This window comes from Pontibacillus marinus BH030004 = DSM 16465 (genome assembly GCF_000425225.1).
Classification (GTDB): domain Bacteria; phylum Bacillota; class Bacilli; order Bacillales; family BH030062; genus Pontibacillus; species Pontibacillus marinus.
Map to the genome: position 1 here is coordinate 130,114 of NZ_KE384333.1, position 12,816 is coordinate 142,929.

The following is a 12,816-nucleotide window of genomic DNA, read 5'->3' on the forward strand; positions in this document are numbered from 1 at the left end:
AGTGTGAAAAATGAGGCCATTGCTTAAAGGAAAAACCATCTTAGTAACAGGCGGAGGGGGATTCATCGGGAGTCATTTGATTGATCATCTAATAAAAATAGGGGCTAAACAAGTAATCACAGTAGAAAATTTCTTTGTTGGGAATAGGCATAATTTAGAGGATGCATTAGAAAAGGGATTGATTCTTTATACTGATGATGCGGAAATTGAAGGAACATTACAATATATCTTTGATAGACATCAAATTGACGTCGTTTTTAATTGTGCAACAAAAGCACTCAACTATTCTTTTTATAACCCAGCCAATGCTTACATGACAAATGTGATTGTACTAAAGAATTTATTAGAATTACAACGTAAGCAAGCATATCAAACATTATGCCATTTCTCTTCCTCTGAGGTATATGGTTCAGCAGTTTATGAGCCTATGGATGAATCTCATCCACTGCTTCCAACGACGACTTATGCAGCGGGGAAAGCTTCTGCGGATATTCTCTTGCAAAGCTATGTCAAAATGTTCGGGGTAGATGCTTTTATTGTAAGGCCCTTTAACAATTATGGACCACGACAAAATTATAAAGGCAAACTCGCGGGGGTTATACCTCGAACAGTTCAAAAAATACTAAACGGAGAAACCCCTGAAATTCATGGATCCGGAGAACAAATGAGGGACTTTATTTACGTATCAGATACAATCGAGGCTGTTCTAAATGTGTACCAAAAACTCCCATCAGGTGAATGTGTAAATATCTCCTCCAATAATCAAATACCTATAAATGATGTTATTAACAAAATCGCTACCATTTTACAGTATAAAGGTGAAATTATTCGTAAAGAGGAACGTGTATCTGATGTTAAAATCCATTTAGGAAGCAATGAAAAGCTTAATTCACTTAATGATAAAGTAATTATGACTGATTTTGATTCAGGTCTAAAAAAGACCGTAAACTGGTATAAAGGTGTTATTCAAAATGGAAAATGAGAACAAGATCAGATTAATTAAACCTTATATTTCTTTCGATGAAGTAGAATCCGATTATCGGAGAATTTTTGAATCTGGGATCTTTACAAAAGGTGAATACGTAAACAAATTCCGAGATGAAATTAACAGCTATTTAGATTCGAAATATTGTTTTTTTACTACTTCAGCTACCACATCCTTAACTATGGCATTAAAAACGCTAAAAGTTGGTCCTGGTGACGAAGTAATTATCTCAGACTTTTCATTCCCAGCAACAGTGAACGTGGTAGAAGATTTAGAGGCAACTCCTATATTTGCTGATGTAAACCTCGATACTTTTAATATGAGGCCTTATGAACTAAAAAGGAAAATATCTGATAAAACAAAAGCTGTAATATTTGTAGATGCTCTTGGAAATCCAAGCGGGTTATTTGAGGTTAAAAAAATTTGTGAATCATATAATATCCCGTTAATCCAGGATAGCGCATGTGCTTTTGGTAGCAGTATTAATCAAAAGAAAGTTGGAAATATTGCTGACCTGACATGCTTCAGTTTTCATCCACGAAAAATGATAACAACAGGTGAAGGTGGTGCAATTGTAACAAATAACGATGATTATGCGAGGTTTCTGCAAGTAAAGCTAAATCATGGTGCTGCTTCTCATAAAGGGAAATTAGATTTTGTCACTTATGGATACAATTACAGATTACCTGATTTACAATGTGTTATGGGAATAGTTCAACTAAGAAAGCTGGACTCTATTATTAAAAATAGAAATCAAATTAAGAAAAAATATGAAGATTTGTTAACACCATTAGGATTCAAGGCTCAAATGATTGACCAAAATGTTATTCATAATGTCCAATCCATTGTTTTTACAGTTCCCACTACTGTTAAAAGGGATGATTTAATAGCATGCCTAATGGATCATAACATAGAATCCACTATAGGGACGTACTGCTTAAGCAATACATCCTATTATAAAAAGAAGTACAATCAAGTACAATCTAACGCACTTTTTCTGGAAAACCATACGATAACGTTACCTTGTTATGAGGATATTCCTGTTGAAAGAGTATGTAATTGCATCCAAAAATTTATAGTAAAAATGTCTAAAAGGCAGGTGAAACCCAATGATTCCAATGGTTGATTTAAAAAGTGAATTAGAATTAATGAAAGAACCTATATTGAATGCGATAAAAGAAGTTGTGGAAAGTACATCCTATATTCTTGGAGATAAAGGAGCAACATTAGAAAAACAAATTGCTGAATATGTAGATGCCAAATATGGTATAGGGGTTGCCAACGGAACTGATGCACTCTTATTGTCACTTAAAGCACTAGGTATTGGTGCAGGAGATGAAGTAATCACCACACCTTTCACCTTCTTTGCATCTGGAGAAGTCATTGCAAATGTTGATGCAACACCAGTCTTTGTAGATATTGATCCGAACACCTATAATATAGACCCACAAGAGGTTAAGAAGGCAGTTACGCCAAAGACGAAGGCTATCATGATTGTTCACATTTTTGGACAGACGGCTAAAATGGATTCTTTATTAGAAATTGCTAAAGAAAATAACCTTAAGGTCATTGAAGATGCGTGTCAAGCAATTGGAACAGAGTATAAAGGAAAAAGAATTGGTAGCATAGGGGACATAGGGTGTTTCTCGTTTTTCCCTTCTAAAAACCTTGGTGCGTTCGGAGATGCAGGAATGATTGTGACCAATTCAAAAGAGCTATATGATAAAGTGATAGAGCTAAGAAATCATGGAAGTAATATAAAATATAACCATACGACCTTGGGATTTAATAGCCGTTTAGATGAAATCCAAGCAGCCATATTATTAGAGAAACTTAAATATCTTGATATTTTTTTAGAAGCGAGAAAAAAAATCGCAACAAACTATTCGAGAGAACTTTCCGATATAGTTAAAACCCCGCCCATTTATACAACTAGGGAGCATACCTTCCATCAATATAGCATTGAAACACCATACCGCAATGAGCTTTCTAATTATCTACAACAAAAGCAGATATCCACCGCTATTTACTACCCGACTCCGTTACATCTACAAGAGGCATTTAAGTATTTAAATTATCAAAATGGAAAATTCCCGGTCGCTGAGTTCTCTTCTGAGAATATACTAGCTCTTCCAATTGGTCCGACACTAACGGAAGACCACCAAGGATATATTATATCCTGTATAAGAGATTTTTTTGATATCAAGATTAATTCCACTTCAGAATAAGGAAAGTGTTTACCTGGTAAAAAATGATTCTATTTGTGATACGGTTCATTCCTCATAATCCGAAAAGCCCGATATACCTGCTCCAACAGCATCAAGCGCATTAACTGATGAGGGAACGTTAATTTTGAAAAAGATAAAGCAAAATCCGAGCGCTTCCGGACATCCTCACTTATGCCAAGTGACCCCCCAATTACAAACGCAACTTTACTTCTCCCATAGGTAGCTAGTTGATCAAGTTGGTCTGCTAGCTTTTCTGAAGTGATCATCTTCCCTTCAATTTCTAGTGTGATGACATACGTATCTTGTCCTATTTTTGAAAGAATGCGCTCGCCTTCTTTTTGCTTAACCTCAAGCATTTGAGCTTCACTTAAGTTTTCCGGTGCTTTTTCGTCTGGAACCTCTTGAATATCGACCGAAGCATATGGGCCTAAGCGTTTTATGTATTCTTCAATACCTTGTTTAAGGTACTTTTCTTTAAGCTTTCCAACAGATATGATGGATATTTTCATAAGAATCTTCCTTCCTTCGTACAACTTCTTTTTTCTATTTTACTACATGAAAAAAGAGTGCTCCACCTGGATCACCCTTTTCGTTTCTCCATCCACTTTTGTAGTAATAAAAAGACAAAACCACCTACACCAGCAAAAACACCCGCCAAAATTGCGTTTTTAATATCAGAGAAATCACTTGTTATATAATAGCCAATGAAACCTCCTACCATAAACGCAATAGGTGTCCAGTTTCGATTCATTATCAAACAACTCCCTAGTCCAATCGTTGTAGGTCAATACCCTCATTATACTAGAAAGTAACCATAATTATAAAAAAACTGACTCTCTTTCTAAGAGCCAGTTTCTTATCCTACAGTTTTGATAAATCCCCATTTTTAATCCATCCACGAGCACGTAAGGCAGTAACAATATGATTAATCCCAACCATATAGGCAGCTTGGCGCATACCGCACTCTTTGTCCTTTTTCATATCATGGACACGTGTGAAAGCAGAAATCATTTTCTCTTCTAGTTCACCGTTGATCTTTTCTTCTTTCCAATAATAATTCATCGTGTTTTGAACCCATTCGAAATACGAAACCGTTACTCCACCAGCATTACAAAGGATATCCGGGATGATAAACGTACCTTTCTCCTCCAAAATATCATTCCCTTCTGGAGTAGTTGGCCCATTCGCCGCTTCTGCTACGATTTTTGCTTGAATATTTGGTGCTGTCTCGGCTGTTATCTGATTTTCAATTGCTGCTGGGATTAGTATATCGACAGGCAATGCAAACATCTTATCATTTGATATGGAATCTGCTTTGTTAAAATCAGCAATGACTTCTCCTTGGTCCACATGTTCAATTAACGCCTGAATATCAAGTCCATCCTCTTTGTAAATTCCACCAGATGCATCTGTTACAGCTACAATTTTGACCCCTAACTCATTTAAAAATTTAGCTGTTGCACTTCCAACATTCCCAAATCCTTGAATCGCTGCTGTAGCTTTTGATAAGTCCATATTCAACACATTAGCCGCTTCTCTAATTGTAATGACAACACCTCTACCTGTTGCATCAAGTCGTCCCTGGGAACCTCCAATAACAATCGGCTTCCCTGTAATGAGTCCCGGAATATTATAGCCTCGAAGCTTATCGTATTCGTCAATCATCCACCCCATAACCTCTGGGTCTGTATTCATATCTGGAGCAGGGATATCTTTTTCCGGCCCAATGATCGGAGTGATCTTACGAATGAAATTACGACTTAATTCCTCTAATTCGCGTTCGTTTAACTCATCTGGATCTACGATAACGCCACCTTTTCCTCCACCAAGGGGCAATTCAATGATTGCAGACTTTAAAGACATCCAAATAGACAAGGCTTTTACTTCATCTAATGTTACAGATGGATGGAAACGAATCCCACCTTTTGTTGGCCCTAAAATATCTATGTGTTGGGCTCGGTAAGCTGTAAAGTTCTCCATTTTACCATTGTCCATACGAAGGGGGATGGATACCTCAAGTACACGCATTGGTTTTTTCAAAATATGATAAATGCTTTCATCCAACCCTAAGCTATCAACAGATTCCTTTAAAAGTTCTTTTACAATATCATATGGATTTTGGTCATGTGTCGAGATATCCGCCTCGACTTTATGTTCTTCTGCAGTCATATTCATTCCTCCACAATCTCATGGTTGTATTCGTAATGTGCCTCTATTTCATGCTTCTTATGTAATACAATCCGAAAACTTCTCATATTTCCCCAAAAGTAGTGGAACGCTAATCCTAATGAAGTATGAAGACAGAAAGGAAGGCCCAATATGTCTAGAGCAATGATGAGTATCATTCTTCGATTAGAAATGGAAAAAGAAAACGTCTCTTTTGGTGAGATTGCAACAATCGTTAGCAATGTTGGGGGCGATATTGTTGCGATTGATGTTATTAAAGAAGGTAAGCATAAAACGATACGAGATATCAGTATTAATGTGAATGATGAGACTAAACAAGAAAGAATTATTCAGTCGATTAAGCAGCTTCCTGGGGTAGTGATCAAACACATATCTGATCGTACGTTTTTAGTACACCTTGGAGGCAAAATTCATGTGTCCTCAAAAGTAGAAATTGATAATCGAGAGGAAATGTCTCGTGTGTACACACCTGAAGTGGCACGTGTTTGTGAAGCGATTGATGAAGATCCAAACTTAGCTTATCAATTTACAATCAAACGGAATACAGTAGCTGTTATATCAGATGGGACAGCTGTGTTAGGGCTTGGAACGATTCGTCCAGAAGCAGCCATGCCCGTTATGGAAGGAAAAGCTATGCTCTTTAAGCAATTTGCTAATGTTGATGCATTCCCAATTTGTATTAATCCTTGTAAACCGGAAGAAACCATTCGTATTGTAAAGGCCCTTAGTCCTACTTTTGGAGGCATTAACCTAGAGGATATTGGATCTCCTCAATGTTTTGAAATAGAAGAGCGATTAAAACAAGAACTCGACATTCCCGTATTTCATGATGATCAACACGGCACAGCCATCGTTGCTTTAGCGGGACTCTTAAATGCCCTACACATCGTTAATAAAGATATAGCTTCATGTAAGATTATTGTATGTGGTATTGGAGCAGCAGGAATGGCCATTACAAATATGTTGCTAACAGCAGGCGCTACAAACATTATCGGGGTAGATATGGAAGGTGCTCTTACTAGAGATCTGTCTTATGATCGCCCTGGTTGGAATGAATTTGCTGGAAAAACTAACCCTCAAAAAGAAACAGGAGCGTTGCATGATGTCATTAAAGATGCGGATGTCTTTATTGGTGTATCCGCGCCAGGGATTCTTAAAAATGAAAACATACAATCGATGGCTAATGATCCGATTGTATTTGCGCTTGCAAATCCTCACCCTGAAATTACACCTGATGAGGCTAGACCATATGCAAAAGTGATGGCTACCGGGCGATCTGATTATCCAAACCAGGTGAATAATGTTCTCTGTTTCCCAGGTATTTTTCGAGGGGCGCTAGATTGTCGAGCTCGTGAAATTAATGAGGAAATGAAGCTTGCAGCTGCGAAAGCTATCGCTTCTACCATAAGCGAGGATGAAGTGAATGAGGATTACATCATTCCAAGTGTATTTAATGAAGACGTTGTTCAATCGATCCGAAACGCTGTCATAAAGGCTGCAATAGAGACTGGAGTAGCCAGAAGGAACCCTGACCAATAGTGATGTTTGTTTATTGTGCAAAAACAAATGTTTACACTTGAAGGAATTTACTGCACAAAAATTCTTGCCATCCTACTCCTTCACTTTTACAATGTTATATAACACATCATGAACAACAGTTATAAACATAGGATGTATGGTAAAGGAGGTTGTTCGATTATGACAAAGGATGATGATCAACAAATTCAAGATGCAAGAGAGGCTGTTGGTGACCATCAGATCAAGAAACTCGACTTTTATGGTGGTGCATTTGCAGCCACAATCCCATTAATTTTCTTTATTATTTGGGCCATTTCTCTAAGTGCCATGAAGCTTGTAACCGAAGAAGCACTAGTTCTCGGTATGGTAATTGGTGTAGCAATTGGGTTATTCTTTTGTAAGTCGCAATGGAAAGATTATGCTCAAGGACTTGTTCAAGGTATGGCACAACCAATTGGTGTTATTGCCGTAATTGCTTGGTTTTGGGCAGGAATGTTCGCTAAGCTATTAGCTGCAGGTGGACTTGTAGACGGACTTATCTGGTTTGGTTTTCAAACAGGTTTAGAAGGTGGCTTTATTGTTGGACTAACCTTCATACTAGCAGCCATTTTTTCAACAGCAGTTGGTACAGGGTATGGAACTGTAGCAACGTTTGGTATTCTTATGTATCCTGCAGGAATCATTTTAGGTGCAGACCCCGTTATTCTTCTAGCTGCCATTTTAAGTGGTGCTGTATTTGGAGATAACCTAGCACCTGTTTCAGATACAACAATCGTATCTGCAACAACACAAGATGCTGATGTACCTGGAGTAGTACGTTCTCGTTTTAAATACTCAATAACTGCCGCTATTCCGGCTCTTATATTATTTGTTATTTTCGGCGGTGGCGGATCAGGTGGTAATCAAGAAGCCTTCATGCAATTGAAGGAGAAAGTTTCACCAGAAGGATTAATCATGCTCCTTCCATTTGCATTAGTTCTATTTTTAGCTCTATCAGGTCGCCATTTACTTACATCTCTTACAATCGGTATTGTGGCATCTATTATTGTAATGCTCTTTACGGGAACTCCATTTACAGAAGTTATCCATATTTATCGTAATGATGCAGGGGATGCTGCTATTGGCGGTGCTCTAATGAATGGTATTGGTGGCTATTTTAACATGGCAATTCTTATTCTATTCATTTTAGCAGCGGCACATCTAATGGAATTAGCGGGGACAATGGAGGCCATCAAAAACTTCTTCCTTAAACTCATTAATGGTGTTGTAAAACGTGCTGAGTTAGCGATCTATGGTATCGTAGCTTTCCTAAATTTATTTATTACAATCAATACAGCTGCTGAGATTGCAGCCGGACCATTTGTGCGCAAGCTAGGGAAAGAGTTTAACATTCATCCTTATCGACGCGCGAACTTCCTAGACACAGTTTCCTCTTCTCTAGGTTATATTTTCCCTTGGAGTGGTGGTGTTCTATTAGCATGGGCAACGATTAAGGGTGCTGCAGACGAGTATGGATTCATTCCAATTGTCGGACCTGCCGAAGTATTCCCATACGTATTCCAAGGTTGGGGATTACTCATCGTAATGCTTATCGCTGCCCTTACTGGTTGGGGACTACGTTTCGAAGGTAAGAATGGTGAAGAGGTAAAGAAATAAATTATATATAAAAGGGCTCCTTCATGGGAGCCCTTTTCTTTATTCTTTAACTGGTTTCTTTTTAGTTGGATCTATGTTGTGGTTCATACGGAATATGTTGTGGGGATCATATTTTCTCTTAATCCCCTGTAAACGACTAAAATTATCTCCATAAGTTTGTTCAATTATATCTTCGTGAGGCTCTACACCATTCATATAAGAAGCACGATTATAAGAATAACGTACAAGACGGTTGTATAAATCCTCTGTCCAATTTACACAAGCTTCTTTTTGACCTCCTCCTTCATACATTACATCCACCAGAAGTACATATTTAGCATCACGAACAGAATAGGCATTCTCATCCTCAGATTTTTCATTCATTTTGCCATGAAGCTCCCATAGCTGAAACATAGCCGGGAATGCTGCATGACCTAATAAGGTAGATAGCTCATCTAACAAACCGTTACTGAGTTCATTAAAATACAGTGACGTACCATAGAAATTCGCAGCTGGTGGTACCATAGCGTCTAGTTTACTTTGTAACTTCGTATAAGGGATTACTGCTGTGGCATCCACTATTGGTTCAGCAAGATCCCGTAAAGATTGAATAAGCTCCTCTCCTTCTTTTGGATCACCATCATACATTCCTGTTAATGTTATAACACTTCTATTATGTAAAAAATCCGGAATGAATGGAGCTGGAGGCATTGTCATCATCATCGTGTTTAAGCTAACTTCATTCGGTGCTGTTTCTAAATACTCATCAAGCTTCTGGTAAACTTGTTTAGCATCTTTATAGTCATACATCACATCAATAGCTAAAACTTCTGGTCCTACTTGGTACAACTGAAATTCAAATGTTGTCACAATTCCAAAGTTACCGCCACCACCACGGATCGCCCAAAATAAATCCTCATAATCCTCTTCACTTACACGGATTAATTCACCTTCAGCCGTTACCACATTAGCTGCTACGATGTTGTCACAAGTCAATCCATATTTAGCTCGTAAGTAACCTAATCCACCACCAAGTGCTAAACCCGCAATACCTGTTTCAGATACAGTTCCTGTTGGTGTAGCTAATCCGTATTTCTGTGTCTCCTGATCGACATCACCTAAAGTTGCGCCACCTTGAACAAAAGCTACCTTTTGCTTTTCATCAACGCGTACTTCCTTCATTTCTGATAGATCTATCATTAATCCTTTATGAGTAACAGATGTACCAGCAATATGATGTCCACCAGCTCGAACAGATATTTCTAAATCTTCCTGCCTAGCAAAGCGTACTGCTTCAGTTACATCCTGTTCTGTTTTACATAACACAATGACAGAAGGGAAACGCTGAATCCCTTTATTAAAGATTTGTCTTTTTTCTTCATAATCCTTAGTACCTTGGACGATTACACGTCCATTTGCACTTAACTTTTTCATTAGAGCTTCCAGAACTATCACTCCTTCTTAATAAATATGCATAAATATAAAAGGTAACTTGAAATATTTTATATTGCTTAGTCAGATGACTCCTTTTACCTATATAATGAAAAAATTTTAATATGCATATCTGATACTTTAATCCTATGCATTCAGCACTTCCATTTCAACCATAAATTAGGTAAGATTTCCACTAGTTTTGTCGGAGTTTGGTCTTCAGCAATAGGAAGCGATTATAATATTAATCCTTTAAAAAACGCCTAGGATCCTAGACGTTTTTGCTCATTATCTGTTTATTGACTTCACTCTAAATAACCTTAAATCATGTTTCATTTCGTATTTAAACTTGACCTACATATACATAAGACCATCATGGTCATGAAGGTTATCCACAAGTCTATGCACAGGCTTCATATTCACATCTTATTAACGACAGTAAACAACTTATGCACAAAGTTATCCACATATACACAATCCACAGACCCTTATTTTGTAGAAGAACCAGTGTTCGCTACCATATATGCTGCGTTATCCTCACAATATTCACAGTCTGTGGATATGTCCGCTTCTTCAAATGCAGGGAATGTACCATATTCATCTACGACTACATCCATTGCTTTATCCACATGTTGAGAACATACATAAACTTTCATCATTTCACCTCTTTCACGTAGAAAAAGCAGGGACACTTTAAGTCCCCGCTTTCTTTATTTAATAACTTGACGATGACAGTTCCATTGTAAGTGTTTGTTTTTCTCCCTCACGATACAACGTAACTTCCATTTGGTCGCCTACTTCTTTTTCTTGATATAAATGCTTTCTTAAATCAACAATATCTTTAACAGGTTTACCATCTAATTGAGTAATCACGTCGTACTTTTTAAGGCCCGCAGCATCAGCTGGGGAAGCAGGTTCTACTCTTCTTAAGAATACACCTTGTGTTACCTCTTCAGGCAATTTAAGTGTACGCTCCCATTCAGCTCTCGGAACATCAGCTAATGAATATGCCTCAACACCCATATACGGACGTGTTACCTCACCATCTTCTTCGATATCCTGAATGATTGGTTTTGCGATGTCAATTGGGATAGAGAACCCAATCCCTTCTACTGCTGATTTTGCAATTTTCATGGAGTTAATCCCGATTAACTGTCCCTTAATATTGATTAAGGCACCTCCACTATTACCTGGGTTAATGGCAGCATCTGTTTGGACTACTTCTGCATTCCAATCGACTCGACCATCTCCATTTAAATCTTGTGGGATTGCTCTTTCTTTACCACTAATAATTCCTTTTGTAACAGATCCGGCGAATTTAAGACCTAATGGGTTCCCAATCGCTAATGCTGGCTCCCCTACTTTTAGATCATCTGAGGACCCTAGCTTAATGGCTTTACCTACCTTTTCAGAACTCATCTCTAAAACCGCTAAATCCATATAAGGATCACTTCCAAGTAATTGCGCTTCGATACGAGTACCATCAATTAGTTCAACTTCGAGCTCATCTGCTCCTTGAATTACATGGTGATTCGTCACCACATAAGCTTTTCCATCCGACTTTTTGTAAATAACGCCAGACCCCGTACCTTGTTGAGCTGATTGACTTTCAAAAAAATTAGATGAACCGCGACGAATATTGATGACACCCACAACGGTTTCTTGAACATCAGCGACGACTTTCGTAACTTGTGTGGTGACATCAACATTTACATCTTGTGTTTCAGAAGCAGCATCATTATCATTTTGGTTTTCATCTTCATCAGCTTGTACTTGGTCATTTGATTCGTCAGGAGTTGTAATATCATACGGTAATATGTTGGATTGAATTAATGCTGGCAATGCCAAAACAATAAGTACAGCTCCTAGTATGAGACCAACCACCGTCGGCATGATCCAGCTTGGACGTTTATGTTGGTTTTTACTAGAAACATGATCATCATAATAACCCATTCCCTCACCAATCCTCTCTTTGTTCATAGGATTTTCTCATTCTTTACTAAATGATTCCTCCATCAAAAATTGGTTAAACATCATTCAGCGTATAGATCGGGGTCGCTGATTTTGGATCTGTGTCATATAAATCAATGGAGTTTCCTAGAGGTATGCCTCGTTCATTCAAGATATTTGCCACAGACATACGTGCAAGGTCCTTCATATTGTTATCTTGACTTAAATGGGCTAAATAAATACGCTTGGTTCGATTTCCAATTATATCTGTTAAAGCGATGGCCGAATCCTCATTTGATACGTGACCTTTATCCCCAAGAATTCTTCGCTTCACATTCCATGGATAACGTCCCATACGCAACATTTCAACATCATGATTAGACTCAAAAATATAAGCATCCGCATCTTCAATTGTTTTCTTTATTCGGTCTGAAACATAACCCATATCTGTAGCTAAGGCTACCTTTTTCCCTCCATTACGAAAAACAAAAAACATCGGTTCTGCCGCATCATGGGAGACGCCAAAGGATTCAACTTCAATATCTCCAAAATCTTTTACAGAAGCCATCGGAAATTCAAACTTTTGATCCGTTGAAATCTTTCCGATCTGATCCTCCATAGCCATCCATGTCTTCTCATTTGCATAGATTGGCAATTGATAGCGCCTAGCCATGATACCAAGCCCTTTAATATGATCGCTGTGCTCATGAGTCACTAAGATTCCATCTAGCTCACTTGGATCAATATTCACTTCATTCATGAGACGCTCCATTTGCTTGCCGCTTAATCCTGCATCAACAAGCAATTTTTGATTGTCTGTTCCTATATAAAAAGCATTTCCAGTACTTCCTGATGCCAACACACTAAAGTGCAAACTCATAT

12 protein-coding genes are annotated in these 12,816 nt (G+C 38.0%); 5 read left to right on the plus strand and 7 right to left on the minus strand.

Features of this window, described 5'->3' with window-relative positions; genetic code table 11:
• The first annotated feature begins 10 nt into the window (after nt 1-10).
• From H514_RS0119350 to H514_RS0119360, 3 genes are read left to right on the plus strand one after another with little or no spacing between them, the layout of a single operon-like run.
• Nucleotides 11-982 carry a dTDP-glucose 4,6-dehydratase gene (locus H514_RS0119350; RefSeq protein WP_027448450.1) on the plus strand — a complete coding sequence of 324 codons (972 nt, stop codon included), beginning with the start codon at nt 11-13 and terminating at the stop codon, nt 980-982.
• A complete protein-coding gene (locus H514_RS23545; protein WP_051255236.1) occupies nt 972-2,111 on the plus strand; it encodes a DegT/DnrJ/EryC1/StrS family aminotransferase in 1,140 nt (379 codons plus the stop codon). The genes H514_RS0119350 and H514_RS23545 overlap by 11 nt, the downstream gene beginning before the upstream one ends.
• Nucleotides 2,095-3,213, plus strand: coding sequence for a DegT/DnrJ/EryC1/StrS family aminotransferase (locus H514_RS0119360; protein WP_027448451.1), 1,119 nt, complete (start codon nt 2,095-2,097; stop codon nt 3,211-3,213). Before H514_RS23545 ends, H514_RS0119360 begins: the two co-directional genes overlap by 17 nt.
• A 29-nt stretch (nt 3,214-3,242) precedes the next feature.
• Here the strand turns inward: H514_RS0119360 and rlmH are convergent, their stop codons facing one another.
• From rlmH to H514_RS0119375, 3 genes are all read right to left on the minus strand, one after another.
• Nucleotides 3,243-3,722 carry a 23S rRNA (pseudouridine(1915)-N(3))-methyltransferase RlmH gene (rlmH, locus tag H514_RS0119365; protein WP_027448452.1) on the minus strand — a complete coding sequence of 160 codons (480 nt, stop codon included), beginning with the start codon at nt 3,720-3,722 and terminating at the stop codon, nt 3,243-3,245.
• A gap of 71 nt (nt 3,723-3,793) precedes the next feature.
• Nucleotides 3,794-3,964, minus strand: coding sequence for a hypothetical protein (locus tag H514_RS24785; RefSeq protein ID WP_154657420.1), 171 nt, complete (start codon nt 3,962-3,964; stop codon nt 3,794-3,796).
• 110 nt (nt 3,965-4,074) lie between these two features.
• Nucleotides 4,075-5,382, minus strand: a complete 1,308-nt coding sequence (locus H514_RS0119375) for a Glu/Leu/Phe/Val family dehydrogenase (RefSeq protein ID WP_051255237.1) — start codon at nt 5,380-5,382, stop codon at nt 4,075-4,077.
• A gap of 150 nt (nt 5,383-5,532) precedes the next feature.
• Here H514_RS0119375 and H514_RS0119380 point away from each other — a divergent pair, with 150 nt between their 5' ends.
• The gene (locus H514_RS0119380; RefSeq protein ID WP_027448454.1) at nt 5,533-6,939 is read left to right on the plus strand and encodes an NAD-dependent malic enzyme; all 1,407 of its coding nucleotides are present in this window, start codon (nt 5,533-5,535) and stop codon (nt 6,937-6,939) included.
• 159 nt (nt 6,940-7,098) lie between these two features.
• On the plus strand, nt 7,099-8,574 hold the full coding sequence (locus H514_RS0119385) for a Na+/H+ antiporter NhaC family protein (protein ID WP_027448455.1): 1,476 nt from the start codon (nt 7,099-7,101) through the stop codon (nt 8,572-8,574).
• Between the two features lie 39 nt (nt 8,575-8,613).
• Here the strand turns inward: H514_RS0119385 and H514_RS0119390 are convergent, their stop codons facing one another.
• The 4 genes from H514_RS0119390 to H514_RS0119405 all read right to left on the minus strand — a co-directional run bounded on the left by H514_RS0119390 (nt 8,614) and on the right by H514_RS0119405 (nt 12,814).
• Nucleotides 8,614-9,987, minus strand: coding sequence for an FAD-binding oxidoreductase (locus tag H514_RS0119390; protein WP_051255238.1), 1,374 nt, complete (start codon nt 9,985-9,987; stop codon nt 8,614-8,616).
• A gap of 485 nt (nt 9,988-10,472) precedes the next feature.
• The gene (locus H514_RS24480; protein ID WP_081673093.1) at nt 10,473-10,640 is read right to left on the minus strand and encodes a CxxH/CxxC protein; all 168 of its coding nucleotides are present in this window, start codon (nt 10,638-10,640) and stop codon (nt 10,473-10,475) included.
• 58 nt (nt 10,641-10,698) lie between these two features.
• Entirely contained in the window at nt 10,699-11,937 is a 1,239-nt protein-coding gene (locus tag H514_RS0119400; RefSeq protein ID WP_027448457.1) for a S1C family serine protease, read from the minus strand.
• Nucleotides 11,938-12,010: 73 nt separating this feature from the next.
• The gene (locus H514_RS0119405) at nt 12,011-12,814 is read right to left on the minus strand and encodes an MBL fold metallo-hydrolase (RefSeq protein ID WP_027448458.1); all 804 of its coding nucleotides are present in this window, start codon (nt 12,812-12,814) and stop codon (nt 12,011-12,013) included.
• Nucleotides 12,815-12,816 lie beyond the last annotated feature (2 nt).